This is a genomic window from Rhodohalobacter sp. SW132 (genome assembly GCF_003390325.1).
GTDB lineage: Bacteria > Bacteroidota > Rhodothermia > Balneolales > Balneolaceae > SW132.
In genome coordinates this window covers 639,677-666,670 of record NZ_QUOK01000001.1, presented here as the reverse complement: position 1 = coordinate 666,670, position 26,994 = coordinate 639,677, and the positions used below count along the sequence as shown (strand labels likewise).

23 protein-coding genes are annotated in these 26,994 nt (G+C 45.2%); 4 read left to right on the top strand and 19 right to left on the bottom strand.

Going from position 1 to position 26,994, the window contains the following annotated elements:
* Positions 1 to 41 precede the first annotated feature (41 nt).
* Positions 42 to 1,235 (bottom strand): P1 family peptidase, encoded by a 1,194-nt coding sequence (locus DYD21_RS02845; RefSeq protein WP_116031996.1) that lies wholly within the window; start codon positions 1,233 to 1,235, stop codon positions 42 to 44.
* A 179-nt stretch (positions 1,236 to 1,414) separates the two neighbouring features.
* Between DYD21_RS02845 and DYD21_RS02840 the strand changes: the two genes are divergently transcribed.
* Positions 1,415 to 2,539 (top strand): hypothetical protein, encoded by a 1,125-nt coding sequence (locus tag DYD21_RS02840; RefSeq protein WP_116031993.1) that lies wholly within the window; start codon positions 1,415 to 1,417, stop codon positions 2,537 to 2,539.
* Between the two features lie 31 nt (positions 2,540 to 2,570).
* On the opposite strand, the gene DYD21_RS02835 is transcribed toward DYD21_RS02840, so the two are convergent.
* Positions 2,571 to 4,499 carry a DEAD/DEAH box helicase gene (locus DYD21_RS02835; RefSeq protein ID WP_116031989.1) on the bottom strand — a complete coding sequence of 643 codons (1,929 nt, stop codon included), beginning with the start codon at positions 4,497 to 4,499 and terminating at the stop codon, positions 2,571 to 2,573.
* A 264-nt stretch (positions 4,500 to 4,763) separates the two neighbouring features.
* Entirely contained in the window at positions 4,764 to 5,657 is an 894-nt protein-coding gene (locus DYD21_RS02830; RefSeq protein ID WP_116031986.1) for a GntR family transcriptional regulator, read from the bottom strand.
* Positions 5,658 to 5,737: 80 nt separating this feature from the next.
* Between DYD21_RS02830 and DYD21_RS02825 the strand changes: the two genes are divergently transcribed.
* The gene (locus DYD21_RS02825; RefSeq protein ID WP_147303477.1) at positions 5,738 to 5,971 is read left to right on the top strand and encodes a hypothetical protein; all 234 of its coding nucleotides are present in this window, start codon (positions 5,738 to 5,740) and stop codon (positions 5,969 to 5,971) included.
* A 110-nt stretch (positions 5,972 to 6,081) separates the two neighbouring features.
* On the opposite strand, the gene DYD21_RS02820 is transcribed toward DYD21_RS02825, so the two are convergent.
* Both DYD21_RS02820 and DYD21_RS02815 read right to left on the bottom strand, forming a co-directional pair.
* Positions 6,082 to 6,945 (bottom strand): sugar phosphate isomerase/epimerase, encoded by an 864-nt coding sequence (locus DYD21_RS02820; protein WP_116031978.1) that lies wholly within the window; start codon positions 6,943 to 6,945, stop codon positions 6,082 to 6,084.
* A gap of 147 nt (positions 6,946 to 7,092) precedes the next feature.
* Positions 7,093 to 7,803 carry an ion transporter gene (locus DYD21_RS02815; protein ID WP_116031975.1) on the bottom strand — a complete coding sequence of 237 codons (711 nt, stop codon included), beginning with the start codon at positions 7,801 to 7,803 and terminating at the stop codon, positions 7,093 to 7,095.
* A gap of 138 nt (positions 7,804 to 7,941) precedes the next feature.
* On the opposite strand from DYD21_RS02815, the gene DYD21_RS02810 reads away from it, so the two are divergent.
* Complete coding sequence (locus DYD21_RS02810) at positions 7,942 to 8,301, top strand: MmcQ/YjbR family DNA-binding protein (RefSeq protein ID WP_116031971.1); 360 nt, start codon at positions 7,942 to 7,944, stop codon at positions 8,299 to 8,301.
* A 68-nt stretch (positions 8,302 to 8,369) separates the two neighbouring features.
* Here the strand turns inward: DYD21_RS02810 and DYD21_RS02805 are convergent, their stop codons facing one another.
* The 14 genes from DYD21_RS02805 to DYD21_RS02745 form a co-directional block, all read right to left on the bottom strand.
* Positions 8,370 to 9,527: a lactonase family protein gene (locus tag DYD21_RS02805; protein ID WP_199535451.1), complete on the bottom strand. Its 1,158-nt coding sequence runs from the start codon at positions 9,525 to 9,527 to the stop codon at positions 8,370 to 8,372.
* A 506-nt stretch (positions 9,528 to 10,033) separates the two neighbouring features.
* Positions 10,034 to 11,287, bottom strand: a complete 1,254-nt coding sequence (locus DYD21_RS02800) for an MFS transporter (protein WP_116031968.1) — start codon at positions 11,285 to 11,287, stop codon at positions 10,034 to 10,036.
* 89 nt (positions 11,288 to 11,376) lie between these two features.
* The gene (locus tag DYD21_RS02795) at positions 11,377 to 12,897 is read right to left on the bottom strand and encodes an arabinan endo-1,5-alpha-L-arabinosidase (RefSeq protein WP_116031965.1); all 1,521 of its coding nucleotides are present in this window, start codon (positions 12,895 to 12,897) and stop codon (positions 11,377 to 11,379) included.
* A 124-nt stretch (positions 12,898 to 13,021) separates the two neighbouring features.
* On the bottom strand, positions 13,022 to 14,332 hold the full coding sequence (locus tag DYD21_RS02790) for a serine hydrolase (RefSeq protein ID WP_116031962.1): 1,311 nt from the start codon (positions 14,330 to 14,332) through the stop codon (positions 13,022 to 13,024).
* Positions 14,333 to 14,485: 153 nt separating this feature from the next.
* Entirely contained in the window at positions 14,486 to 15,823 is a 1,338-nt protein-coding gene (locus DYD21_RS02785) for a hypothetical protein (protein WP_116031959.1), read from the bottom strand.
* A 12-nt stretch (positions 15,824 to 15,835) separates the two neighbouring features.
* Positions 15,836 to 16,543, bottom strand: a complete 708-nt coding sequence (locus DYD21_RS02780) for an anti-sigma factor (protein ID WP_116031955.1) — start codon at positions 16,541 to 16,543, stop codon at positions 15,836 to 15,838.
* Entirely contained in the window at positions 16,536 to 17,111 is a 576-nt protein-coding gene (locus DYD21_RS02775; protein WP_116031952.1) for an RNA polymerase sigma factor, read from the bottom strand. The genes DYD21_RS02780 and DYD21_RS02775 overlap by 8 nt, the downstream gene beginning before the upstream one ends.
* 1,071 nt (positions 17,112 to 18,182) lie before the next feature.
* Positions 18,183 to 18,824, bottom strand: coding sequence for a response regulator transcription factor (locus tag DYD21_RS02770; protein ID WP_116031948.1), 642 nt, complete (start codon positions 18,822 to 18,824; stop codon positions 18,183 to 18,185).
* 148 nt (positions 18,825 to 18,972) lie between these two features.
* Positions 18,973 to 21,798 (bottom strand): triple tyrosine motif-containing protein, encoded by a 2,826-nt coding sequence (locus tag DYD21_RS02765; protein WP_116031944.1) that lies wholly within the window; start codon positions 21,796 to 21,798, stop codon positions 18,973 to 18,975.
* A 192-nt stretch (positions 21,799 to 21,990) separates the two neighbouring features.
* Entirely contained in the window at positions 21,991 to 22,140 is a 150-nt protein-coding gene (locus DYD21_RS20955; protein ID WP_158551390.1) for a hypothetical protein, read from the bottom strand.
* 272 nt (positions 22,141 to 22,412) lie between these two features.
* The gene (locus DYD21_RS02760; RefSeq protein ID WP_158551389.1) at positions 22,413 to 23,102 is read right to left on the bottom strand and encodes a response regulator transcription factor; all 690 of its coding nucleotides are present in this window, start codon (positions 23,100 to 23,102) and stop codon (positions 22,413 to 22,415) included.
* Positions 23,103 to 23,455: 353 nt separating this feature from the next.
* Positions 23,456 to 24,859 carry a Glu/Leu/Phe/Val dehydrogenase gene (locus DYD21_RS02755; protein ID WP_116031937.1) on the bottom strand — a complete coding sequence of 468 codons (1,404 nt, stop codon included), beginning with the start codon at positions 24,857 to 24,859 and terminating at the stop codon, positions 23,456 to 23,458.
* 86 nt (positions 24,860 to 24,945) lie between these two features.
* Positions 24,946 to 25,434 carry a hypothetical protein gene (locus tag DYD21_RS02750; protein WP_158551388.1) on the bottom strand — a complete coding sequence of 163 codons (489 nt, stop codon included), beginning with the start codon at positions 25,432 to 25,434 and terminating at the stop codon, positions 24,946 to 24,948.
* Positions 25,435 to 25,507: 73 nt separating this feature from the next.
* Positions 25,508 to 25,786: a GlsB/YeaQ/YmgE family stress response membrane protein gene (locus tag DYD21_RS02745; protein WP_116031929.1), complete on the bottom strand. Its 279-nt coding sequence runs from the start codon at positions 25,784 to 25,786 to the stop codon at positions 25,508 to 25,510.
* Positions 25,787 to 25,921: 135 nt separating this feature from the next.
* Here DYD21_RS02745 and dinB point away from each other — a divergent pair, with 135 nt between their 5' ends.
* Positions 25,922 to 26,983 (top strand): DNA polymerase IV, encoded by a 1,062-nt coding sequence (dinB, locus tag DYD21_RS02740; protein WP_116031925.1) that lies wholly within the window; start codon positions 25,922 to 25,924, stop codon positions 26,981 to 26,983.
* Positions 26,984 to 26,994: the final 11 nt, after the last annotated feature.

Here is a 26,994-nt window from a genome sequence, read left to right as displayed (position 1 = left end):
CAATGGCTAAATCGAACTATAGTTTCAAAATCAGATAGTATTTATCGAACAGCGGAGTATTTTTGCAGGATTTCAAGTACCTGATCTACCGGGATTCCTTCCATTTCGCTGCCGTTATGGCCAGACATCCCCCCGGCTGTAAAGATTGAATTGAGTATGGCTTCTTCGGTGGCTTCGACGGCGGCGAGGAAGAGAGGAGTCATCTCTGCATTTTTGAGTTCTCTGTTATGAAGTGCAGGCCCATCTTCATCAAGCCGTATGCGAACATCATCATGGGTGGAGAATGCAATTACGTAATCACCGCTTCCGTTGGATGCAAATCCGCCCACTTTTGCAACTCCGAGGAAAGCCCGTTTGGCAAGCCGTTCCAGGTTCCTGGAAGTGACGGGTGCATCCGTGGCAACTATAATCATCACCGAACCGTCTACATCAAAATCGTACCCGGTTTTATCTCGTTCATCAGAAGCGTAGGAGCTTTCTGATGTCGTTTCATCAAAGTTATGAGACATGTAATGGTTTCCAAGCTCTTCGCCCACCGGGGCCCCGTTTACAGTAAGGATTCCACCAAAATTTGACTGAACCAAAACGCCAACCGTGTATCCGCCCCTGTCATCCGGGAGCTGGCGTGATGCCGTCCCGATGCCGGCTTTAAATCCGAGCGCACGCGTTCCGGTACCTGCGCCAACGTTGCCTTCTTCAACAGCTCCGGTTTCTGCTGATTCAATGGCGCTGTGCACATCTTCAATGCCGAGAGCCCGTGCCCTGATGTTGTTCAGATATCCATCATTGGTTTCACCAACAAGCGGGTTTACGGACCGGACATTTTCATTGCCCGGCTGACTGAGTACATAATCTGTAATTCCGTTGGCAACGGTATGAATGCTGAGTGTATTTGTGAGCCCGATCGGTGTTTCAAGCTCACCAAGTTCCTGCACCTGGGTAAAGCCGAGCGCTTTTCCAAACCCGTTCCCAACATACACCGCAGCCGGAACGCGATCTCTGAAAAGATTTCCGCTATGAGGCAGAATGGCCGTAACACCGGTACGAATCTCGTCTCCCTCGATTTTTGTAGAATGCCCCACTTTCACGCCTTCAACATCTGTGATTGCGTTCAAAGGGCCGGTCGGTAAAATACCGGGGGAAATCCCAAGATCACGAACCCGTTCACGATCCTGGGCGCTGGAATGATCAATTGAGAGGGCAAAAAGCATAATGAAGGGTAGTAAAAATTTCATGGTTGAAGAGTTTAGAACAGTTTTGATATGCAGTTCTGATAAGAAACTGAATTCAGAGCTAATTCTGAAATTCAAAGATCGTTTAATGATAGTTGAAGAGAATTCTTCAATTGCAAAAATTATGGAATAGATGTATAATCAACCTCACTACTTACTTAGTAAAAAGCCATTTAACTTATATGAAAAACTATTCTGTCATCGCATTTTTCCTATGGGTTCCACTTTTTATCAGTTGCAGCGGAGAGGGGCCGTCGGATGATCAGCTCATTTATTCGAACGTACCGGAAATTGATTTCGAGCTTATTATGGAAGCCGGTGAAAGTGAGAACTATTTTCCGGCTCAATTAAATGAATTGTATGTGGCTTCAGACGGTTCAATTCTTGTATCTGACTGGGGAAGTGTTACGCTGGAGCAATTTTCAGCATCGGGTGAACACCTTCAAACTGTGGCAACGGAAGGGGGAGGTCCCGGAGAGCTTTCCAGCTTTTTCTTCATTAAAGATGCGGGGCAGGGCCAGCTTATGGTAGAGCATCAGGGAGCCCGGCGCGATATATTTGGCCCTGATGAAAATTCCATTTTCAGATATCAATCAACCCGTTCAACGGATCAAAATGATCAATATGGGAATAACGTGATTGGCTATCGGCCAGAGAATGAATATTATGTAACTCCCAGAAATGTCATTCGGGATATTCAGAGCCTGGTAACAAATCCGGAAGATTACCGGTCGTATCCCATTCAAATTGCTGATTTCAACGGTGAGATTGTTCGGGATTCACTGCAATTGCTTCAAAACCCCAATCCTCATATCGTTATGATGAATGGAGGATTCCGGATCAATACCATTCCGTACCGAAATACAGACCGTTTTCTGGTGAGGCCCGATGGTACATACCTTGTAGCCAGGCCCGGACTCTCCACTATTGAATTTTACGATTTAAACCACTCACTCGATCGTACAATCACCCTTGATGTCGAGGATCGCCCGGTGACGGCAGAGGATCTTGATTATGCTTTCAGGGATACCGACAGAGATGACCGGCGCGGTGTAGAGCCGCGGGTTCACGATTTGAAACCACCATTTCTTGATGCATGGGTATCAGAAAATAAGATCTGGCTACATACTGATAACCGTGAAGAAGGAAAAGAGTTTGTGATATTGGATCTGCAGGGAAACCCCGTTGGGCGATTTTTATTATCTGAATTTGACGATGTAAAGGAAATCATCAACAATACAATCTACTCCATTCATAAAGATCCGGAGGTGGGAGATTCCATCAGGGTATATGAAATTGCGGTATAGGAAGTTTTGCCGAAGTAAAACCCCGGTCGTTTTACGATTTAATTCTATCCAGCAGGCGGCCCAGGAATTTACCGCCATACACGCGTTTGATATGAGTCATATCAGCAATTACAACCAGCTCTTTCCGGCTTCTTGAAAACGCCACGTTCAGCAGTCGCGGAACACTCAGTCCGTTCTTACTTTCATCCAGCGGGCGGACCGAGTAGTGGCGGATCGAGCCGCGCTGTTTTTCACCGCTCATCACAGTATCAAAAATGATGTAATCTTTTTCCCGGCCCTGGAACGTGTGGATGGTTCCAACTTCAACGCTTCGGATCCCCGATTCATAGAGCCTGTTTCGCATATCGTAAACGGCACTGCGGAACGGCACAATGATGCCGATCTGGTTCATGGAAACTCCGCGTGTTGCAAGCTTTTGAATCAGGCGTTCTACAACCTCCTGGTGAACCAGGTTAACGGGTTTGAATCCGCGTTCGCCGGATTTTTGTTCCAGGTAGGCGCCGTATCGGGAGCTGTCAACCAGGTGAAATGCTTTCCCATTTTGATTCACTTGAAGTTCATCACTTTGTTTCCCGGTTTTTAATCTGCCCTCGTAAAAAACGGTGCTGATCACATCCGCAAGGGATTGTTCGAGGCGGTATTGAGTATCAAAAAAAGCGGTAATTCCGGGATTTTCGTCATGCCACCGGAAAAGCTCTTCGGTAGATTCAGCCCCCGAAACGGTTGTGAAAATATCTTTTTCGAGAAACTCGCGAGACTCCCGGTTGGTGGTGAGTGCAATGGGCGGGAGCTGCATCGGATCCCCGACAACCACCATATGCCACTTGCAGTGCGAGGCGAGCGCCATCATGTAAGGCAGGGAGGCCATCGATCCTTCATCAACGACTACGGCGTCGAAATCGAGATCGAAAAAGAGGTCCGAAGTGCACACTTTGGCAAGTGTTGTTGCCACTAGCCGGCGCTGGCGCAGTTCATTCCGTTCGCTGATGCGCGTTTGTTCTTCAATTTTTATTTCAAGTTCATCCCGCCCGCCGAGATCTTCAATTTTCTGGTCAATCAATTTGAGTTCAAGTTCCAGTTTTCCGGATAGTTTTTTCCCGGATTGAAGCCGCTCTTTTGTTGCACGGAGTGTTTTTTCGCGGCGTTCAAGCAGATCCACCCATTCACTGGCCGACTCTTTTTTCTCTTTCACCTTTCTGTCAACCTGGTCCTCAAAAACGTACGGTTCCAGGCCGGAATCCTGAAGCGCGATTTCGCCGAACCGGGAAATTTCTCCCGGCTGAATTCCGGTTTCAACTTCCCGAATGGCGCTCAGCGTGCTAAGCAGGCCAACATCCACCGCGCGGTTGGTATTGGAAGCAAAGAGGACAGATTTACCGTTTCTAAGGTAATTTGCGATGATGTAGCCAAGGGTAGCTGTTTTCCCGGTTCCGGGCGGCCCCCAGATAAATACAGTACGATTTACCATCGTTTTTTTGATGGCGTCAATTTGTGCCTGGTTGCGGTAGCCATCTTCCTTGATTTCTGTATCGCCAGGTAAAGAATTTTCTTCAGGCTTAAAAAGACGTTTAATTCGCTCCTGCACACCTTTGCCCGCATCTGTGATCCGTTCAATTTCAAGCAGCGTTTTTTTCAGGATAAAATCATTTTCCCATTCCACGCTGCACTCGCTGATCGAAGGCCCTGCATCTTCCGGAAAACGGAGAATCAGCTCGTTATTTTCAAATGAGATCGGATGAACGGTATACTCTTTACCATCAATTTTAGCACGAATCTCTTCTGCAAACCGGATGGAAGGCTGGTGAGACTCAAATTTGTAATCCACCTCTTTATCGGGCGGCTGAACGCTGCTTTTCTCCCCGTTAAACAGCAGGTCACTCGAAGGTTTCTCCTGAACGGCTTTGATCTCCGATTCAAGAGCTTCATAGGCCCGGTCCAGCAAATCGTGAATATCTGACATAACTTTTATTTACAGAAGGCATCGACAAATTCCGGCTGCCCGATTGCGAAAAGAAACAAAGTAAATTAAGATTTTAATGAAGCACTGTCGACTTTTTTCTGCAATAAAATCCCGGTGCTTTTTGTCGTGCAGCCCTCGGTTTACAGTATACTGGAACAGATCACAGTGTGTTTGGTGTGTCCTATCTTCCAGGCGGCAGTTTTAAATATATCAGATCAGGGCGGACAACATCAGCCAAAACAGAAAATTTTTTTCTGAAATGGATTACTGATCCCAAAGTTCAGCACGTATCATATCAGCGCTTTTATCAGAGAGGATGTAATTCAGTTTAAGACGCTTTTTTTCCGGCACTTTTTGTTCTACGAGCCGGGCACACGCAGGAGTGTAAACCACAAGATCGGTGTTTCTCACAAAGAGGGGCAGCGATTTTCCGTATGTAGCGCCCGCAACGAATGATCCGCTAAAGTTGATGGAAGATTTTAACTGTTTGATGATTTTCTGAATCGAATTTTCTTCAGCTGTCACAAGACCAATGGCGTCCAGCGATGCGCGGGTAACAATGGAGATGAGAACATCGGCATCATAATGGTAGACCACCGGCATAATCCGGGTGGAGTCGGATGCACCGTGAAATTCACTCACAAGCTGAATAGGGATGAAGAGCGCATCATAAGTGAGCGCTTTGTCGTAGTCGGCCAGGCTGAGCGTGTCGCTTTTTACGCCAACCTGTTCGCGGATAGATTTGGCTAAAATGGTTGCCAGCTCTCGGGTTTCGCCGATCGTGGCGCAGCTCTGAATTCTGTCGGGCCACTCCATGTAGCTAACCTGTTCGGCAACAAGCATTTCAATTTCAGATTCATCCAGTCCGTATCCGACCAGTTCCTCAAGAACTTCCTTTAGTTTTTCTGCTCCGATTTCCAGACGTTGTGATTTATCTAAGGATGTATTCTGCCGGTTGATGATAAATCCGCGCCCCTGCTCGCCGGTTATCAATCCCTCATTTTCAAGATGGCCGTACGCTTTCCGCACTGTGTGAAAGCTGACTTCAAGCTGCCTGCCGAGTTCCCGCGTGGAGGGCAGCATCTCTCCGACCTGGAACTGCTTGGTGGCAATCATCAGCCGAATGCGATCTGCAATATATTTTGCTGAGTTTTTCATATTTTTTGAAGGTAAGACTTAATAAGCCCGTTCGCTACAAGCGGGCATAAACCAGAATGCTAAACCGGTTTTCACAGTTGATGAACACACAGTTAAAGTTAATATTCACCATCCAGGCGGTGGTAGCTTTTGTGATTATTTTTGCGCTCAATTATTTCGCACTGAACTTGTCGCTTTTCTGGAGTCTTTTTTGGGGGCTCGCTTTTATTCTGATCGTGGGGATTTGGGCAAGTTTCAGGCTGAAGCGATATCGGGAGAAGTTGAAGAGAGACTCTGAAGAAAAAGTACAGAAGGAACCAAAAACCGATGGCTGATCCGGCCGGTTAACGGAATGTGAATCTTTTTTTGATAAAAAAACCGGAAGGCTCAGTGAAATAAAATATAAACTGAGCCACTCCGGTTTCAGGATTGGCAGATATTTGAGTTAAATGTCAATACCGCGCATATATTCGGCATTTTCGCGAATGGCATCCATCGGCGTGGTACCTGTGTATGCTTCCTGCTCTACAATGAAATTTTCCATTCCGTGCTCGGCTGAAAAGGGCAAAAGCTCCTGGTAATCAATAGAACCGGTCCCGAGAATCGTTGATTCCGGATTGGCACCGTTACTCAGGTCTTTCACGTGGCAGGTTGTAAATCTTCCGGGATACTTTTCAATCCACGCAGCGGGATCTTCACCGGCAAGAGCAACCCAGTAGATGTCCATCTGGTACTCTACCAGGTCGGGATCGGTATTTTCCATCAAAACATCCTGCGGCATCTGGCCATCCTGCTCTTCAAATGTGTAGGCGTGATTATGGTAGGCGAAACGTATGCCGGCGCTGTTTGCAATCTCACCCATCTCATTAAACTGATCCGCAATTTCGCGATAATCGTCCAGGGAGTCCTGTGGACCAATCCATGGAGATACAATAAATTTCAGGCCGATTTCGGCTGCTTCATTTGCCTTGCGTTCAAAATCTTCAAACACATTTGCATGGGTTGAAATGGCGGTCATTCCCAGCTCATCCATCAAATCTTTAAAGCCGTTATTTCCCATATTCCACCACATACCCATCGGGCCTTCGTAACTTTCAATTTCGGTGTAGCCATATTCGGCAACCTGTCGCAGCGTGGCTTCAGGGTCGTCAGTGATGACATCCCGCAGAGTATAGAGTTGCAGGCCAAATGCAGTGTCGGCCTGTTGTTCGGCAGGGGCGCATGATTTTAAGAATGGCAGAGTTCCAACGGCAAGCCCGGAAGCCATCATGCCAGACATTTTCAGGAAGGTTTTACGATCACAATTCATATGCAGTGATTTTGGTTATGGTTATAATGTACCCGGTAAAGGATGAATGCAGAATCAATAAAATGTTTTTATCAAAGACTTAACAATACTAAAGATATTGTTTTGCTTCAATTGAGTAGGGTGTTTTTATTTGAAGTACAAATGTTTTTATTCCTCTGGTTCAAGATCGATCTCTTTTCTTAGTGCTGCAGCAACCAATCCCGTCGGCAAAGCGATCATAGCAATGCCTGTTATCAATACAAAAAAAGTAAAAATACGCCCGCCTAAGGTAACAGGATAAACATCACCATAACCAAGTAGTGTAAAAGTAGAAACAGACCACCATAGGCTGTGAAAAACAGAACTGAACTCTTCGGGCTGTGCGGGATTTTCAAAATAGTAAATGCCGATTGCTGCAACATACAGCATGCAAATTGTTACAAACAGGAAAACGATCAGTTCTCGTCTGATGGATTTAAAAACCCGCATCAGGAGTGAAGCAGCCTCGCTGTACCGTACAAGTTTGAGAATTGGAAGCAGGCGTAATACGCGGAAAATTCGCAGCGACCTTAGGTCGATGCCAGTGGCGATATAAAATGGAAGAATAGCGATCAGGTCGATCACCCCATAAAAACTGAAGATGTAGCCCAGTTTTTTGTCGGCAACATATATGCGTAGAACATATTCAACCGTAAAGATGATCACTACCACAAGCTCAAAAATTTCGAGAAAGCGGACGATCGATTCATCAAGGTCGGGCAGTGTTTTTATGGAGATGCTGAGAACAGAAAGGAGAATTAAAGCGATGATAAACAGATTGAAGATTCTGCCTGCAGAACTTTCATCTTGCTCAACAATCTCTTTCAGCCGTTTTTTCATGTTTTGGATCTGCTTGATTTATGTGTAGAAATTTCTGAATCTCAAGTGATTAATATAAAGAAGGAATTGTATAATCATGGGAAGCATTTTTTTTGCTTAATTATTGTCAGAAGTTAAAATCTAAATATCATATTTGAGATGAATATTGAAGAGTATCGCAACTTTTGCCTTTCATTCTCCGGCGCAGCGGAAGATCTGCCGTTTGATGAAAATACCCTCTGCTTTAAAGTGATGGGCAAGATTTTTTCGATTTGTGATATCGAAGAGTTTGAGAGCATCAACCTGAAGTGTGATCCGGTGAAAGCGATAGAGCTTCGGGAGATGTATCCCGGACTGGTGGTTCCGGGCTATCATATGAGCAAGAAACACTGGAATACAGTGAGTATGCAGGATAATCTGCCGGATGAGCTGATCAAAGAATGGATCACTGATTCGTACAACCTGGTAGTGGCAGGAATGCCGAAGAGAGATCGGGAATTGCTTAACAGGCAAAAGTGAGAAGTGAAAAGTGAGAGTGTATCAATACCTGTAAAGTCATCGCGGACTCCGATCTGCGATCTCCCAATTCAACGTAAAAAAAACTGAGTCACACAGACAGCCCTGGGAACAGAGGCTTCTTCACCCGTATAATTTAGTTTACCTGTTTCTTTGTCTCTTGCGAATACAACTACATTATTGTTATCCCTGTTTGCTACAAAAACAAACTCACCATGCTGATCCATCATAAAATTTCGGGGATGCCCGCCTCTGGTTGACTCATGGCCGACCAAGGAAAGTTCTCCGTCTGAGGAATCGATCTCGAAGATGACCAGGCTGTCGTGCCCGCGATTGGATGCATAAAGAAATCGTCCATCGGGCGAAATATGAATGTCAGCTGCCGAACTGGATTCGTCAAAACCCTCAGGCAGCATACTCACACGCTGTATTTCATTTAATGCCCCGGAAGACGGGTCAATGGTATAAACAGCCACAGTTGAGCTTAGTTCTTCGGCTGAATATGCAAATTCGTTATTTGGATGAATCGTGAAATGCCTCGGCCCCGATCCGGGAGTGCTTTCAGCATAAGGTGTTTCGGCAGGTGTTAGAATTCCTGTGGTTTCATTTACTTCATAAATCATGATTTTATCGATTCCTAAATCTGGAACATAGATAAACCGGCCGTCAGCTGAGGGAATGACTGAATGAACATGCGGCCTGTTCTGCCGTTGCTCATTTACACTGCTTCCTTCATGATGCACGACATCAACAGCTTCTGTGAGACTGCCATCATCATTAATCAAAAAGACGCTTAAATTTCCTTCACCATAATTTGATACATATACAAACCTTCCTTTTGGATCTACACTTACATGAGCGGTGCCCCTGCCTTCAACAGATTGCTCATTTATCAGAGTGAGTTTACCAGAATGTTCATCAATCTCATAAGCGGATACAGTTCCATAATCTGTATCTTCGGAAAAAGGTTGACCGCTGACAGAATAGAGGTAGTTTTCATCTGGATGGATTGCCTGGAAATTTGGGCCTTCCCGGTCACTGACGATTTGAATTTCCATCATTTTTTCTGTGCTTCTGTCGAACTCATACACATATAGACCTTCACTGCCCTGGCCGGAGAACGTTCCGATATAGATGATCTCAGCTGAAGATTGTTGTTCGGAATAACCTGTCATGCCCACTGCTAATACTATAAGAAGTACGCCAAAGCCGAATAGAGTTTTATTCATAATCAGTTTTTTAAAAGTTTTTTGGCTGCGTTCAGTTAAAAAGCACCGTCACGCAGTGGTTTAGGGTATGTTGACTGGGTGAAATGTACTCAAATTTTCAAACAGGTAAATTGTGATCTTTAAAACCCGGTAATAATACGAAGAAGCCGCTTACTGAGTTTACCGGATTTAATCAACCCCACGACTTCTTTGCGTATGGCAGATGAAATGATTCGGTGTCACCGATGATATTTTTAGATATAAGTAATCGAATTAAATGAAAAAATTGATATCAACCTATATTACGGACCCATAAATCGCGGCAAAGTTGTCGAGGATTTTTAAAAAGGGATCTATGCGGGGGATCCGCGGTCTTTTAACTACGCTCAACGTGATGTTGAACTGTAAAAATTTTAATTTCGGAGCGTTACGAAAATGATTATTACTCAAAAGGCAGTTTTCATATCTGCAATTTGACAATTCAAAAGTTCCACGCTGACGAAGTCAGCTCTCAACAGTTCCGCGTCCTATTTGTCTCCTGTGCCGAGCAGTCTCCACCCGATCCAGAGGGTTCCGCCAACAATGGCTGCGGTGGCGACAAACGGAAGACCGAAATAGATCGCAAAGAGTGCGCCGCCCCAGGTAGGGCCAATCATCCGTCCGAGGCCCGACATCCCCTGGGCAGTTCCCATTACGGCGCCCACATGTTCTTCATCGGCTTCCTGGGAGATCAGGCTGGTGATGGTGGGTGTGTTGAGGCTTTTGCCCACCGCCATCAGGCAGAGCGCCAGGGCGAGCTGGGTCATGGAGCCGGCGAGCGGAATACAGGCCAGGCCGATGATCATCAGGATATTTCCGGTCAGGAAGAGTTTTTCTTCGTTGAAGCGGTTTGTCAGCGGTTTGATCAGAAACCCCTGGATCACAACGGCTACAATACCGATATAGAAAAACTGGATCCCCACCTGTTCGGCCGTCAGGTTTAGTTCCTGTTCGGCAAAAAGCGGAAAGGCGCTGTAGAGGCTCGATTCGCCAAAGGAGAGCAGGAAAAAGCCGATGATCAGCGGGATCAGAAATCCGCGTGAGGTGAGGCTCTTCTGCCTGGAGAGTTCACGCCAGAACCGCGGGGTGAATACACTTGGCCGGCTCATACCTGCGGGTTTCTCTTTAGACGTATCCACCGTTTCGGGAAGCTTAAAAAGCACCATCAGAAAACTGCAGAATGATAGGGCAGCGGCAAAGAATCCGGGCAGGGCAAATTTATTGGCGCGCATCCAGTCGGCAAACTCCACAAACCCGATACCGGCTATAAAATCGTGAAAGGAGGAGTGAATTAGCAGAGTGGCGGATGCCGGTCCCACGACAAACCCGATACCAAACGCCGCACCAATCAGCCCCATTCCCTTGGCGCGGTTCTCTTTATCGGTCACATCGGCGATATAGGCCTGCGCGGTTGATATATTACCCCCCATCACACCGGCGATGATTCGTGAGAAAAAGAGCACGCCCAGCGTTTCTGCAAGGCCAAAAATGATGTAGGCAAGAACGGCACCGAACGTACTCAGCAGCATGATAGGCCGTCGCCCGATTCGGTCGGAGAGGCTTCCCCAGATCGGTGAAAAAATGAGCTGCATAAAGGAATAAACGCTATAAAGCAGCCCGATGGTCACGGCTGAGGCGGCAAACTCTTGTGCGTAAAACGGCAGCAGCGGCAGCACAATGCCGAACCCGAGCAGGTCGATCATCACTACCAAAAATACTGTCGCAAGAGCCGGTTTATTCATGAATGGTTTTGGGGGTTGAAAGACCGGTTAAGATAGGCGCTTTCAATGAACATTTCATGAATCAGTTTCAGTAATCCGACAAAGGGTATTTAGTCAGATTTCTTACCCCATTGCCCGATCCCGTCCGAACTCAAGCCGGAAAACAGAAGTGTCACCCGGTCATTTTCCCAATCCCATCCACGAATTACTTTCGCGGTAAACGATTCCCTCCCTTCGAGATTCAGGATCAGATCAGTTCCATCAAAATTCCATGTGCTGTTCGAATTGTTATTTACAGTTCCGTCAGATGAAAGGGTGATAAAGAGCGGGTCGTTTTTTGAAAATGTTTCATTCAATGAAATGTATTCCCACCGGCCGTGCACATCTTCACTCTGAAGGTCGATCTGCGGCACACCGGCGTATCGCTGTGGTGAGAGAATTGGCCAGCCATCATCTGTCCAGAATATTCGGCGCAGGTGCAGCAGCATCAGGTGTTCATTTGGAGACGGTCCGCCAAGCCTTCCGTTACTCGCAAGATAATAGTCGCCATCGTCGTTCAGCAGGCCGGTGTGGCCAACTCCTTTCCAGCCGTAGTGACCGGAAAACCGGTATTGAGCCGTAATTTTCGGGTAGTTGTTGGTGTGATCCGCCAGGTTTTTCCCAAACATATCGAGGTAGGGACCCTGCGGTTGTTCAGCACGGCCCACCCTAACGTTATACGGCTCCATCAGCCAGTCGTAGGTTACGAACATATAATACATGTCATTTTCCGGACGATAAAGGACTTCAGCGCCCTCCATTGCGGCACTTCCGTTGGAGAGCGGACGCGTGGCGACGATTTCCCCTTTATCCTGCTCATCGAGACGGAACCCGGTTTCAGGGTCCACTTCAACAACAAAAATTCCAGCCTGCCAGGAGCCGTGGAAAAGCCAGTGCCTGCCGGTTGCACGATCGATCATCAGCGCGGGATCAATTCCGTTGTGTTCATCCCCGTCATACGTTGCCAAAACAAGCCCTTGATTCTCCCACGGACCTTCGGGATGCGGACTTGTAGCCAGCCCGAGATAAGCAGTTTGCAAATCATTATTGGCGGGCACGGAGTAGTAGAGCCGGAACTCATCGCCAACCTGTTTGATGAACGGTGCCCAAACGGCAAGCGGACGATAATCTGGCTGAATCTCCCGCATAAAATCGATGACATCACCCGGCATTTCGTCAAATACATGGCCAATCGGCTGCCAGTCTACCAGGTCATCAGATTTACGAATCGGAATTTTAGGGTCTCTCCGCGGATCATCTTCATCAACTCCGCCGCCGCCAAAAAACACATCGGTAGAAAAAATATAGTAGTAGTCATCATATTTGATCATGGATGGGTCGTGAACGTTGTAATGCCCCCAGCTCGAGAAATTGTCGATATGTGAAATATCGGAATAATCATCTGGAACACCCGGATCATATTGCTGATTCTGATCATCTGGTTCCTGTTCAGGTTCGTCGGAGGAGGTGGGATCACAACCGGAAATCAACGCGAATGTGAAAAGTAACAGGATTAGGATTAAGGCTGATTGGTTATATGGTTGTGACATTTGAACGGATGCAGGAAAATGAAGTGATAAACGAACTTTCATAAAAATATGATCTGAGTGTATATAACACACTTAAAATAAGTATATCGCTACGGGTTCAGTATTGCAAGCGCTCCCATACTTCGGTCAGCATATCTAAAAAAATCCGGCTTGAAAATAGTGCACGTTATTCTGTGAATGAGCGGTTTACCCTTAGCTCCACTTCATCATACAGTTCCTGCTGGTGCATGGAAGGGTACACCTGCGTCATGAGTACCACGGTGGTATTTCGGGCTGGATCGAGCCAGAAATGGGTCTGGAATAGTCCGCCCCACTGAAGCCTGCCGGGCCGACGGTTATTCTTTAAATCTCCATCCTGCAGCGTTACCTGGAAAGCGTAACTGAATCCGTCTTTTCCAAGACGAAGGTCATTAATTTGATGTTCTTTCAGGTAACGGGCGGTCTCTTCACTAAAAAGCCGGACATCCCCCAGCTGCCCGTCATTCAGGATGGTCTGCAGAAATCGCTGGTAATCTTCAGCAGTTCCAAACAAGCCGGATCCGCCGGAAAAATACCCCACGTGCGGCATCTGCCCGGTATCCGTTGACAGGGTATCAGAACTCTGAACAGATAACCGGGGAATTTTTTGGAGCTCATTTGGCCGGGTGTTTCGGTAAAGTGCCACGATACGTTCCCGTTCTTCAGGCTGAATGTTAAAGCCGGTATCGTGCATGCCAAGCGGTTCAAAAATCTTCTCTTGAAAAAATTGGTCCAGCGGCATTTCTGAAGCGACTTCCACAACCCGGCCCAGAATATCAGTGCTGAGGCCGTATGTCCACGCTGAGCCGGGCTCATGCTTCAGGGGAAGATCCCCCAGCCGGCTCATTGTCTGTTCGAGGGTTCGGCCATCCATGACGGTTCCGTCGGGTACATCAGCTTTTTGATAAATGGGTCCAAGCTCTTCATCAATAAAACCATAGGCAACCCCGGACGTATGCGTGAGCAGATGATGAAGGGTAATTTCATTTTCCGCAGGCCTGGAACTCCAGGTTGTATCCGTCAAATCGACCGATTCGAGAATGGCAGGTTCTGAAAACTCTGGAATAAATTTCGAAACGGGATCATTCACACTCAATTTACCCTCTTCGGCAAGCATAAGCACAGCTACAGAAGTTACCGGCTTGGTCATGGATGCCATCCTGAAAATATGATGCTGATCCATTTGAATTTCAGCCTCAATGTCGGCCATGCCTTCGGCTTCGCTGTAAACGATTGCCCCGTCCGTTACGATGGTCAAAACAGAACCTGGAATTTTTCCGGTATCCACACCATCCCGAAGAAACTCAGTTACTCTGTGGAGTGAGTCAGGGTGCAAGCCTGCCTGTTCGGCTGAAACGGAGTCAAATGTGAAGCTTGCGGTTGATTCAGGCTGAGGGTCAGAACTGCACGCAGTACCTAAAACAAAAAGAACGAAAACCGGTATGAGGAGATGTTTCATGAAGAGTGTTGGTGTGACTGGATTTTAATGAAGGTAAAGGATTGAGACTGCATGAACAGAAATTTTTGCAAAATGGGCAAAATAAAAAAGCTGCAGCGGCGATCAGGCCGTGCAGCTTTAGGTTACATATTTGAGGTGTTGTATGTGTAGGAGTTACGATCTTGAGGTGATCACCACTTCGGGTTCACTGCCATTCAGGAGGTCTGATTTACGGATTCGGATTTCCGATTGATAGGGGGTTGCAGGGTGTCTGCTGTTCCAGTAAAGGGTTACAATCAGAAGTTCATCATCCGGAAGGTTACGTAGTGTGGAGGCGTAATCTTTGATTGCGGCAGTTATCTCACGATGCACGATTTCAATCTGCTCCTGAATCTCTTCTTCCGAACCTTCTTCATTAAAATCAATTTCAATAGCACTAATACGCGGTCTGTTCTGCCGGTTATGGGATCGATGATGGTCCATCGCCTGGTCACGCAGTTCCCGAATACGTACGTTCAGGCTGTCACCTCGCCAAAGAGCGGCAAGGCTATCCCTGTCAAAGTCCCATCGGACGGAGTTGTAGTTGCTGTCAAGCCGCGCCACCAGAGGTGCAAGAGACTCTTCCAGCTGCTCAGCCAGCATTTCAAAATTACCGGACAGCGAGTCGAGCCGGCCCCAGATCTGATCCCTGTCCTGTGGTGAGCCCAGTCCGTGTGTGCGTATTTCAGCATTAAAATGCACGCCCATTCCCGGCAGATAATGGAATGACGGATCACGCCGAACGACCATGTTTTTTAAATCCGGATGTTCAAGGGAAGTTTTGATGACAGAAGCAAAAATGGTGAAATCTCTCAATTCAGATCTGCTTTTTATACTTCCCGTCTGCAGCAGATCTTCAAATTGAGTGCTGCTCAGGCTTCCTGATCGGTATTGTTTCAGTGAGACGGCATCTGTCCAGATTATCATTTCAGGTATCATCGGGTCGGTGGCGGGTCGGCTGGTCTGAATCATAATACCCGGAGTTCTGGGACGATTGGCTGGGGCCTGGCCAATTGCAACCATTACCCGGTCGTTATCCTGCAACTGCCCGATATTTGGTGCATACTCCTTGAAAAACTCCAAAATTCGGGCTCTTACATTTTCTTCTGTAATTTCGGTGGACCCGTTTTCACCTCCCGCTCCATATCGAAAAACAAGATCGATATCATTGTTGTCTGACCGGACAGAAAGCATTCGCAGCGCCTGGTTGGATATTGAAAATACTACGCCATAGTCGGGATAGTATGTTCCCGATACATCGACCCCCCGGGAACTTCTGTTGAATTGAGTTCCGGCAATCCGAATCCGGATATTCTCGTCTCCGGTGTCAACCTGAAATAGTTCGGAAAGCACATTTTCCATGATTCTCAGATCGCGGTCCATCCGGTCGTTATCGATACCGGTTTGGGCCGATGCGTGCAATGGCAGCACAGTAATAAACAATACAGCTAAAATTATATTAAGGCGTTTCATATTCTTTTGAATTTATGGATTGGCGGGGTATGTGAGGGCAAATATCAGGTCCTCAATGGTTTCATCGGTTTGCATCAGGCGGAAGTACGTTTCTTCTTCCATCTGAAGCAGTGTTTCGCTAATCAGCATCAGATCCTGCCTGCGCTGTTCTTCGTAATACGTTGCGAGATCGGTAACCACATTTTCGAGCTGTTGCTGCTGTTCAAGCCGTGATTCGTTCAACAGTTCAGAAAACAGAAGGGCATTTTCCTGCTGTAACTGAGTGATGAGCGTGATGATTTCTTCTTCTGAAATGGAGTCGGATCGATCAGCGGGAGCCTGAACCGAAGTCTGACCAAAGGTGATTTCCATTCCCGTATCAGTGCGAGTAATGTGCAGGTTACTCCACGTTACAAGAAGTGTGGTAAGGAGTAGTGCAGCGGCCGCAGCTAATATGGTGTAACTAAGCCGATTTGAGTTTTTGGCTCCTGTTTTGTGAGTTTGATGCGACTCTTTTGCTGAATCCGTCCCGGCATCGGGAATTTTCAGCAGAAGCATCTCCCGGTGCGGTATCTCTTTTGATTCGGTCTGGAGCAGACTGCGGGTAGACCGAAGGCTATCGAGCTCTTTTTGAAGCTCCGGGTTAATCATCAGCGCCTCTTCAAACTCTATACGTTCGCCTTCGTCCATCTCATCGTAGAGATAGTCCATTAGCTTTAGTTTTGCTTCCTGTTCAGTCATTGTTCAAAAAGTGATGTTGAATATTCCATTTCAGTAAAATTTTACGCGTTGATCTAAGCCCGTAATAGAGCCTCGATTTGACGGTACTTTCGGGTTCTTCCAAAATTTCGGCGATTTCCCTGAATTTCAGACCTTCATACTCTTTCAGGATAATGACGGTTCGCTGCTCATCCGGCAGCAGCATCAGCGCCTGCTGAAGGATATCCCCAAGTTCTTTGCGATCCAGTTCAGCAGCCGGTGAAATTGTATCCGATTCAAGACCGCCACTCTGCTCAACCCAGGCTTCAAGTGGAGTGGCTTTTCTTCGTCCGGCCCGTTTCAGTTCATCGAGACAGAGATTATTGGCCACCCGGTACATCCACGACCCGAATTTCTCCGGATTGTCGATATCGTTCACATTTTGATACATTTTTATGAACGTTTTTTGGGCGATCTCATTTGCCTCATCTTCATCCGAAAAAAATCGATACGCAAAACGATGTATACGTTCGTGCCACCGGTTCACCAGTTCGGAAAAAGCCCGGGTATCACCCTGCTGTACTTTTTTAATTAGTAGAACGTCGTCCATTTATGTAATTAAGGATAATCGGCGTGGATCCGTAATGCAGTTATATGTTCTGCAGATAAGACGATGCAGAGGGAAGAATAGTTTTAAACGTGAGTACGATTTTTAAATTTGTCAGATTTCACCAATAGCAGTTCAATAAGGTCGTCAGTTAAGGATACTTGTCAACAGTTATGTTATGCCCCGCCCCGGTGTGGCATCTCCTGACTTTTGGTAAGGATAGTAGGTCACGCCCCGAGGCTTCGGAATGCGAGATGACGTCCTTATCGGACTTCTTTTTGCTATTTTTTAAATCGAATGCTCAGGTTCTGACTGCACTTTATTCTGCGAAGCCTGCAACAATCACTACAGGCTTTTTTATTTCGCTTTAGTAGACTTTGGCTTTTAACAAGTTGAAGACGGTAGCTTCTTACTTAAAGGTAAGATTCGTTCATTTTAAAAATAAAAACAGGGGCCCCGGCCGACCATCACCGCGCCTGCCGGAACACCTGTTTTTCTGCCTCTCGATTTGATCATGAGACTGCGTGGTGTAAAAGGTGATCAGTCCTTCAATAGTCATCAGAACCAAACGAAATTTAATACACCACACAATCCTAAACTCTATTCAAATATTCCTGAGTAAAATAAACTAAGTCTTTCCTATAATTTTATTCATTATTCTGAAATTTGCAATACCCGCATCTAAGTATTTTTACGAATATCTTTCATAAGCAAAAAGTGCCCCTGCCGATTAACAGCAGGAGCACTTTTCCTCTCTTATCACATTTTAGGCATCTCTAATCCTAAAACATCTAATTAGCTCTCACAATAATATCAGGAATTACTGAGAGTTTGTCACCGCATAAACATGTGGTATTTAAAAAATCATAGGTATATATGCGTAGGCATAAATATTGTTCATTGATTCTCTGCTTTCGTGTAAGTGGTGAACTATTCAAGGGGAGAATGGGTCAGTCAGATATGTATCGTATATTGACCCGGGTTGGGTTTGACTCTCAAAAAACAAATACGACGATTAAATAATCTTTTTTCAATGAAACTACCTGAGTATTACTCTGTGCATCAAACTCAGGTTTAAAGATCTATCAGTCTGTTTTTCAACCCTTTTGCAACAGCTTCTGACTTTGAGTTCACTTCAAGTTTCCGGTAGATATTCCGGATGTGGTGACGGATTCCATCAACCGACAGAAATATTTTTTTACCGATAGCAGCGTACGATAATCCTCTTGCGAGTTCGGTTAATATTTCGCGTTCACGGTCACTCAGTTCTTCTTCAAGTTTTTCCGACCTATGAAAAGTCTGAATTACTTTACGGGCAATATTGGGTGTGATAGGTGATCCGCCCTTGTACGCATCCCGAACTGCATCCACAAGTTCATCAGGAGTTACTTTTTTCATGAGATACCCGACCGCCCCTGCTTTCAGTGCTGCAAAAATGTGATCGTCATCATCATGTACGGTAACCATGATTACAATTTTTTCGGGATCTTTTTTCCTGATATGATCAAGACCTTCAATTCCATCCATACCGGGCAGGTTAATATCCAGTAACACCAGGTCTGATTTTTGAAATTCACTGTCTTCGAATGCTTTTTCACACGAGTCGAACGATCCCACAACACACATATCTTTTTCGAAATCGATAAATGTCTCCCAGCCCTCTCGCATATAGGCGTTATCTTCAATGATCGATACTTTAATCAGTTCCTTACTCATTCAATTTTTTTCTAAAATTTTGCAGCTTTAGCCCGGGGATTTGCTATTAGATACAATAGGTTGATCGTTTTTTTTATTCCGGACTCATTCTTTACCCTCCATGAAATGTAAGGCATTCTGAACCCTTACTCACCACATGCACATGTGGTTAAAGATCAACATGAACAGACCAGCGCACACCAAATTCTTCTTCAGTTTTCAACTCGGCCTTTGCACCGATTTTTTCTGCGCGCTGAAATACAGTATGCAAACCATTGCCTTTTTCGACAAGGTTCGTATTAAACCCCTTGCCATTATCCTGCACGATCAAAAGAATTTTTTTCCCGGTCTTTTTGATCGAAATATTGACCTGTGTAGCTTCTGAATGACGAGTCGAGTTTGTGATAATTTCTTTAAAAATCAGCCAAAAATGCTGCCTCACCTCAACATCGGGTTTGCCGACCAACTCTTCCGTTATATCGATATGATGCCGGATCTCCTTACTCTCCAGCAGGTCTGAAGCAAACCGCCGGCACTTCGCCATCAAGCCTTGCCAGTCATCGTGTTTGGGGTTTATCGCCCAGATGATATCTGTGATTTTATCCTTGGCATCATCCGCGCTTTCAGAAATCAGTGAAACGAAGCGCCCTCGTTTTTCAGCCGGCTGTCTTTCAACGGCTTTTGCAAAATAACTGATACTACTGAGAGTAGCACTTACCTCATCGTGGAGATCATCGGCGATCCGATTTCTGATGTTCTGAATTTTCAAAATCTGGCGTACACGAATGTGGTGAGCTGTAAATAATACCGCTCCGATGGCCATAAGATATAGAAAATAAGCCCAATAGGTTCTGTACCATGGCGGGAGAATGGAAAACGCGAATGAGGCTTCATTCCCTTCAATCCCATAGATATTTCTGCTTCGCACCCGCAGTGTATATGAGCCTTCGCGAATATTTGTATAATCTTTAAAATCTTCGGTTGTCCAGTTCCCCCAGTCGTTATCAAACCCGTCAAGCATCACGCTGTATTCTGTATCCCCCGGTTTGATATAACTTGCACCCGCAAATGTAAATCGCAGCTGATTATCATCATACGGCAGAACTATAGACTCCTCAGGTGTTCCAAAACCACCATATATCAATGAGTCTCTGTTTACGTAGAACCGAGTGATGCTTGTATTGAATTCGGTCTGATAATTCCAATCCCTCCCTGGCATGTAGTATAGTCCGTATGCTCCGCCAAACCAGGTATTATCATCATCACAAATAATTTTATAAATAGTGTCGTTAGCTTTACTGCCAATCAGCTGATAGGGTGTATCCGTAAATTCCCAAGGGTCATCATTCAGGGATGCCTTCATCATTTTTCCGCGTGCCCGAAGCCAGAGATCCTGCTCCTGGCACTCTGACATCATATAAGTCTGGCCAAACCCCGAACCATCATGACGCCTCTGTCTTATAAAAGAACCCTCATTTTCATCATAAATATACATCCCCCAATCTGTTCCGGCTACAATCCTGCCTCCAATATTTTTCAAAAATCTTGTTACCCCGCTATCATGCTCAAGTGAAAATATATGTAAAGTCTCACCTTGTTTACTGAATGTTCGTACTTCTGTATCCGTCAGAACCCAAATCTCATTTTGATACAGAAGCAGTTCTGCAATTCTTGAACCTGCATCAAAAAGGTATTCGGTACTCTCTGGAAATTTCACAGGTGATCTGTAGATTCCACTGCCATTTGTTGTATAAACCGAATCCTGTCCCGGCTGATAGTACACATTGTGAAAGTTTTGATCACTCACAATTTCGGTATGCTCATCAAACACCCGGATTGTCCGGTTACTTTCTGATAAAAGTATCTCATCCGCTATACGGCCCATACCCACTACCCGGCTGACATTATCCACCCGTCGAAACTCATCTTCCACTTCAGTATCCATCACAAACAGCCCCTCGGTTGTTCCGGCATAGATACGGCTGCCGATTTTCTCGAGGCCTGTTACTCCGCCGTATAAATTCGACCTTTCACCATAGGTTGATAGTGGCTGGCCATAATGAATAATGCTTATTCCATTATCGAGTGCTGCCCAGATATTATTTTCGTGATCGGTAAAGAGGTTATAGACGAGATTGGTCTGCAACCCTTTCTGTTCGTTTACAACATTCAGCAGATTCAGATCCTTATCCGCAATAAACACTCCCCCTAACAGCGTTCCTATAGCAAATGTAGCACTATCTATTTTTGCTACCCTCCAAACCAGTTGGTCTGAAATCTGACTGATCCATTCATTGTCAGCATCTTCAAAATTTCCATTTTCATAAACGGTAATCCCAAAATCTCTTGTAAAGATCAGATTTTTATCATCAAATGACACCCCTCCGTATACTTCACTACCACTAAACTGTTCACCTCCCGGTATTGCTGACAGAGTAGCTCCATCCACTCTCATTATTCCGATGCCACGCTGGTGGACATGCAGCTCATTATCAAGTGTAACCATAGGTGTAAAAGAGGTCTCGGCCTCAATCACATCGATACGGTTTTCAGTATATATAAAGATATGGTTACTTGACTGAAAATAGATCGCATTGTCATGTTCCTTTATACTTGAAACCGGACCAAGTTCCAGGGTGTCTGCAACCAGGGTGTTCCGCAAACTCCTCACAATTGGGTTGTTGAGTGAATCGTGCTGAACAACTCCAAATTCATTTTGCCCCCCATAGTAAATTAATGAATCGGAGGCCACTTTAAGAGTTCGCACAATGTTTCCAGTGCTAACACTCAGATGCTGCCAATTGGAACCGTCATAAATTAAAATTCCGGCTGAATTTCCAATATACATTTTGCCATCATGCCCTTGCGCAGCAGCCCAGTTCTGACGATGTGCATCATACTCCTCAGGGCTGAAATGAGTCATCAGGGGCACACCCTGACCGAAAACCTGATGCGGAATTGAAGCCAATAATAGTGCAATAAAAATTCGTAGCATTCCCGAATGTAACCAATTCAGTAAATCTAAAAAACCCGTTTACTGATTAGCCTTCTTCAATAGGGTGTTTCACATTAACATCAATGGGGTCATCATCACTTTCTGAATGATTAACTGATCCTTCAAATGTACTCATTAAGGCCGAAGATTCACGTTCGATTTCAGGTAGATCAAATTTTGCCCCGAACAACCTTACTGGTCAGGATGCCGAATATCAACATCCCGAGGTTCTTCTTTATCATCATCATTTTCATCGTCTGTTAATTTTGGGTTCTTAAAGTAATACTCAAATTCATGCTTTTTATCGGAATCCATACGCATTTTGGTTGATTTTGGGTTCATACCATTTGAAAAATTTATTTGAAGGCCTATATTTTTTTAACACTACCCGGCACCAATTCAGACACGATAATCAAGGCTATATCGGGCTCAGGCGACTTTGCCCGCCAGGAAACGCCCCATGTCTGTGTTACCCTCTCTTCTTTACGAACACTTCGATATCCTTGTTCTGCAGACTATTACGAATAAAACAGTTTCGATTCGACAGGATAAAAACTACTTCTATTTAAATTTAGTTTTGTGTTGAGTGTACAATCAACAATCGGCTGATTGCACTAAGGGTTTCCAGCGAAATCGGCTAAGGTAAGAAGCTCTTTTAAATTTTTTAATCCAAGTTTTAAATAAATACGTCTGCGGTGTGATTTTATGGTATTCATGCTCACCGAAAGTTCTTCACCGATTTCACTGGCAGATATTCCGGCAACAGATAATTTCACCACCTCTTTCTCCCGCTTTGTAAGATTATCAAATGGGTTTTTACAATTCAGTTGAAACTGCGACCTGAGTTTTGGGCAAACATAAAATATCCCATTATTGAGGCTGTGAATTGCTTTTTTAAAAGCAGCTTCATTATAGCTGCAGTGCAGATAGCCATTGACTCCAAGTTCTCTGCCTTTCTCTATAATACTACTTTTGTACCGTTTCACGATCAGCAATATTTTCAAGGATTTGCTGCAGGTTCTCAATCTTTTAAGAAGATTTATGTCATCCTGGCTGCTGAGGTTAGACTCCGTGATTAACACATCGGGAGAATTTTCAGCGATCTGCTCAACAAGCCGATCGCTGCTATTAAACCCATCGATACTTATACGGTTACTGCTGGATGATGAAACATGGTTTGAAGGCTCTAACTCAAATCTCTCTTTCTGCAGTACATGCATCGATTCCGTATCGTTTGTAATCAGTGGAAGAGGCGCTACAGTACGCACAAAACCGACTACAATTTCATTCGCATGGGGAGCCATCAGTATCATTTGATTATTAAATAAAAAGCCACTCACATTATCCAGGATCACTTGTTCAAGGTGTCGCTGGTGTAGTTTGATTTTATCTAATTTTCAAAATACTCCAACCATCTGCACCACATGGTTGTGCGGTATTAAAAATTTATAGCTGTAAAAGATGAGGCGTGAAATCCATTCTTGATTGAGTTTGTTTCAACTCATCTGATGTAACAGAAAATTTGCTAACAGTTTTGAAACAATCCTGAAGTGGGCACGTACCGTTTTGTATGATGTTTTGGTTAATATCATGCTTTTTAAACATAGTACCTCTGCAGTTTTGAAAGACTGCAGAGGTCTTTTTATATGCCTGCCTATCACGGGAAAATTCCCATTCGGCCGTAGATAATACCTACTTTATTAATGGCGCTGATAAATGCCGCCGTCCTCAAATCAACCCCATGTTTTTTCCGAATTTCATTGATTTGATTATACGCATTAATCATCGTCTCCTCGAGGCCGGAATCCACAAGTTCTGATTCACCGCCACCCTGGGCTAAAAATCCAAGTTCTTTATCCGTAAATTTTCTGTCTGATATGGTTTCGATGACCGATAGTATTTTTTTGTAGCTGTTCTCTTCAAAACGTTTACCCATTCTCCCAAACCGCATGTGCTGAATGTTTTTCAGCCACTCGAAGTAAGAAACTGTTACACCACCCGCATTCAGATAATTATCGGGAATAATCAGGGCACCACGGTCTTTTATGATCTGATGAGCTTTTGCCGTTGTGGGACCGTTTGCCGCCTCACCAATAATTTTTGCCTGTATCTTGTCCGCATTTTTTTCGTTCAGCTGGTTTTCGAGAGCTGCCGGAATCAGAATATCGCACTCACTTTTAAGAACTGAACTGTTATCCTCAAGCGTTTCCGTTCCTTCAAACCCGGCGATAAGCCCTTTCTCTTTTCTGTATTCCATCAGCTTATCCAGGTCGATACCCTTTTCGCTATAGATTGAACCGCCAATTTCAGCAACGCCAACCATTTTTGCGCCTGCTTCTGCCATATATTTTGCGGCGTGATAGCCAACGTTTCCGAGTCCCTGTACCACAAATGTTTTGCCTTCGAGACCGGGTTCGAGGCCAAGATTTTTCATATCCTCTTTATTGTCACACGCTTCTTTAATTCCAAAATAAACGCCACGCCCGGTAGCTTCTGTACGTCCGCGGATTCCGCCCATCTCCACAGGTTTTCCTGTTACACACCCTTCTGCATTGATATCGGTGCTCATTTGACGAAATGTATCCAGGATCCATCCCATTTCCTGGGCACCGGTTCCGTAATCCGGTGCCGGCACATCAATTCCCGGCCCGATGAAGTTTTTTTTCATCAACTCATACGTATACCTTCTCGTAATGCGCTCAAGCTCCGATTCTGAATATCTTGATTTGTCTATCTTGATTCCGCCTTTAGCACCGCCAAACGGCACGTCTACCACTGCGCATTTATAGGTCATCAGTGCGGCAAGCGCCATCGTTTCATCTTCGTTTACCGTCATACTATATCGAATTCCGCCTTTTGTTGGCAGCTTGTGATGACTGTGTTCTACCCGCCAGGCTTCAATCACCTCAATTTTTCCGTCATCTTTCTCAAGAGGAAAGGTAATATGCAGCACGTCATTGCAAATTTTCATCTGTGATAGCAGCCCTTTATCAAAATCTGTGTAAGAAGCTGCCTGATCAAATGCACTATTGACCTGTTCAAAAAATTTATACCCTTCCATAGCTCTATATTTTATTAAGTGATTTAACGGTTGTGTGTAAGGTTCGTGAATCTGACCGACACTACCAAATGAAACACGCCTGATCTCTATATCGTTTTGCGAAAGAGGACCTTCCAATCTTCGACAGTACTGCCAAGGCTGATCATTTCAATAGCAGAAAATCTGATTTTATCCGGTAGCTGAAGATTTGATTCCCCAAACACCCGATCCAGTTCTGCACAATGATCATAACCGTACTTTAAACTAATATGCAGCTCTCTTTTAGGCCTAAAATCCGGGATTTCTGATACTAATCCTTCTGCCAACTCACGATATCGGTCACTTACAGTAAGCTGATGTACCAGGTTGCGAAACGGATTGCTGCTGCATCGCAGGAAATCCGCTTCAAGTTCAAGACTGTTGATTTGAGAAGAATACTTTTTGAGAATTGACTCCAGTTTTTCTGAGGAGATTTCAGGCAGGGAGCCAAACGTGAGGTGAGGAGTAAATTCGGGAGTACCGTACAGAGCAGAAAAATGGTCAATCGCATTCCGGTACAACTGCCTGGCCGGATCAGATGGAATCAGCCAAAGCACATTACCGGATAGCGGCGGAAGTTTCTTTTCTGATCGTTGAATAGCGCGGCCCTACACTTAAACGTTGGATATATTATTGACTTGTCTGGGCAGAATTTTTGTGCTCCTGATCAAAACTGAACACATTGATTAAAAACAGGAATGCAATGGACCCGAGAGTAGCGTAAATGAGCGGTGCAAAAACACCCAGAAGAATCATGGAAACACCCACAATTATCGAACCAATCGCACCCCAAACTACATTGCCGATCATGCCAATCCCTTTTTTCATCATCAGAAGATCAATAATGAACCCAACCAACAGCCCGATTGAAATTAACCAGTAAATCGTTACACCATTCAATTCTTCCATCGATAATTCAATTTTGTCTTTACAAGATTCTTACATTGTGGCTAAAGGTACAAAAAATGATTTTTTATTGCTTCCCCGCGCCAAAAAATTTCTGAAGTGATTCAAACAGACCCCAGAAAAATTATCCATATAGACATGGATGCGTTTTACGCTTCTGTAGAGCAGCGCGATCATCCGGAATATCGCGGAAAACCGGTAGTGGTGGGAGGTTCGCCGCAAGGGCGCGGTGTGGTGGCTGCTGCCAGTTATGAAGCAAGAAAGTATGGAATTCACTCGGCCATGCCGGCATCAAGGGCCGTCAAACAGTGTCCGTCCGCCATTTTCGTAAAGCCCCGGTTTGAAGTCTACCGGGAGATATCGCACCAAATCCGTGAGATTTTTTACCGCTACACCGAACTTGTGGAGCCTCTTTCGCTTGATGAAGCATACCTGGATGTCACTGAAAATCTGAAAGGAATTCCATCCGGTACACTGATCGCCCGGGCCATCAAAAAAGAGATTTATGAGCAGACCGGCCTGGTTGCATCAGCAGGTGTTTCATTCAATAAATTCCTCGCAAAAATCGCATCAGATCTGGATAAACCTGACGGCCTCAGTGTAATTCACCCTGATGAAGCCGAAGCCTTTATCGAAAATCTTGCAATTGGTGAGTTTTACGGCGTTGGCAAAGCCACTAAGCAGAAAATGGAATCGCTGGGTATCCGTACCGGAGCCGATCTGAAAAAGTGGGAGGAAGTTGACCTGGTGAAGCAATTTGGCAAATCGGGTCACCACTACTACCGGATTGCACGTGCAATCGACAACCGGAAAGTTAAATCCCACCGAACCCGTAAATCGATCGGAAAAGAGCGTACATTCTCCGAGGATGTTTCTGACCTCAACTGGATTCGCACATTTTTGACTGAACTTTCTGAAAAGATTTCAAATTCGATGGGCAAACTCAACGCAGCCGGCAAAACCGTAACACTGAAAGTGCGATATAAAAATTTTGAAACGGTTACCCGCAGTTACACATATCCTCAGTTTGTCAGCAGTGCCAGTGAAATATCACAAACGGCAATTCGTCTGCTTGACGAAACGGAAGCCGGCGAGCGTGAAGTGCGTCTTCTGGGCATTTCTGTTTCTTCGCTCAATTTACACGAGGGCGGATCGTTTGGTGAACAGCTCGAACTTCCTTTTGAAATCCGGCGGATTTGAGGGTAGTTTGT

Excerpts from the sequence above, each read along its gene's own strand:
- DYD21_RS02800 (WP_116031968.1), bottom strand. The coding sequence starts at position 11,287 with ATGAATAAACCGGCTCTTGCGACAGTATTTTTGGTAGTGATGATCGAC.
- DYD21_RS02845 (WP_116031996.1), bottom strand. The coding sequence starts at position 1,235 with ATGAAATTTTTACTACCCTTCATTATGCTTTTTGCCCTCTCAATTGAT.
- DYD21_RS02785 (WP_116031959.1), bottom strand. The coding sequence starts at position 15,823 with ATGAAACGCCTTAATATAATTTTAGCTGTATTGTTTATTACTGTGCTG.
- DYD21_RS20955 (WP_158551390.1), bottom strand. The coding sequence starts at position 22,140 with ATGAACCCAAAATCAACCAAAATGCGTATGGATTCCGATAAAAAGCAT.
- DYD21_RS02790 (WP_116031962.1), bottom strand. The coding sequence starts at position 14,332 with ATGAAACATCTCCTCATACCGGTTTTCGTTCTTTTTGTTTTAGGTACT.
- DYD21_RS02765 (WP_116031944.1), bottom strand. The coding sequence starts at position 21,798 with ATGCTACGAATTTTTATTGCACTATTATTGGCTTCAATTCCGCATCAG.
- DYD21_RS02770 (WP_116031948.1), bottom strand. The coding sequence starts at position 18,824 with ATGAGTAAGGAACTGATTAAAGTATCGATCATTGAAGATAACGCCTAT.
- DYD21_RS02835 (WP_116031989.1), bottom strand. The coding sequence starts at position 4,499 with ATGTCAGATATTCACGATTTGCTGGACCGGGCCTATGAAGCTCTTGAA.
- DYD21_RS02825 (WP_147303477.1), top strand. The coding sequence starts at position 5,738 with ATGAACACACAGTTAAAGTTAATATTCACCATCCAGGCGGTGGTAGCT.
- DYD21_RS02755 (WP_116031937.1), bottom strand. The coding sequence starts at position 24,859 with ATGGAAGGGTATAAATTTTTTGAACAGGTCAATAGTGCATTTGATCAG.
- DYD21_RS02820 (WP_116031978.1), bottom strand. The coding sequence starts at position 6,945 with ATGAATTGTGATCGTAAAACCTTCCTGAAAATGTCTGGCATGATGGCT.
- DYD21_RS02775 (WP_116031952.1), bottom strand. The coding sequence starts at position 17,111 with ATGGACGACGTTCTACTAATTAAAAAAGTACAGCAGGGTGATACCCGG.
- dinB (WP_116031925.1), top strand. The coding sequence starts at position 25,922 with ATGGATGCGTTTTACGCTTCTGTAGAGCAGCGCGATCATCCGGAATAT.
- DYD21_RS02795 (WP_116031965.1), bottom strand. The coding sequence starts at position 12,897 with ATGAAAGTTCGTTTATCACTTCATTTTCCTGCATCCGTTCAAATGTCA.
- DYD21_RS02840 (WP_116031993.1), top strand. The coding sequence starts at position 1,415 with ATGAAAAACTATTCTGTCATCGCATTTTTCCTATGGGTTCCACTTTTT.
- DYD21_RS02805 (WP_199535451.1), bottom strand. The coding sequence starts at position 9,527 with ATGAATAAAACTCTATTCGGCTTTGGCGTACTTCTTATAGTATTAGCA.
- DYD21_RS02810 (WP_116031971.1), top strand. The coding sequence starts at position 7,942 with ATGAATATTGAAGAGTATCGCAACTTTTGCCTTTCATTCTCCGGCGCA.
- DYD21_RS02745 (WP_116031929.1), bottom strand. The coding sequence starts at position 25,786 with ATGGAAGAATTGAATGGTGTAACGATTTACTGGTTAATTTCAATCGGG.
- DYD21_RS02815 (WP_116031975.1), bottom strand. The coding sequence starts at position 7,803 with ATGAAAAAACGGCTGAAAGAGATTGTTGAGCAAGATGAAAGTTCTGCA.
- DYD21_RS02830 (WP_116031986.1), bottom strand. The coding sequence starts at position 5,657 with ATGAAAAACTCAGCAAAATATATTGCAGATCGCATTCGGCTGATGATT.
- DYD21_RS02780 (WP_116031955.1), bottom strand. The coding sequence starts at position 16,543 with ATGACTGAACAGGAAGCAAAACTAAAGCTAATGGACTATCTCTACGAT.
- DYD21_RS02760 (WP_158551389.1), bottom strand. The coding sequence starts at position 23,102 with ATGGCTCCCCATGCGAATGAAATTGTAGTCGGTTTTGTGCGTACTGTA.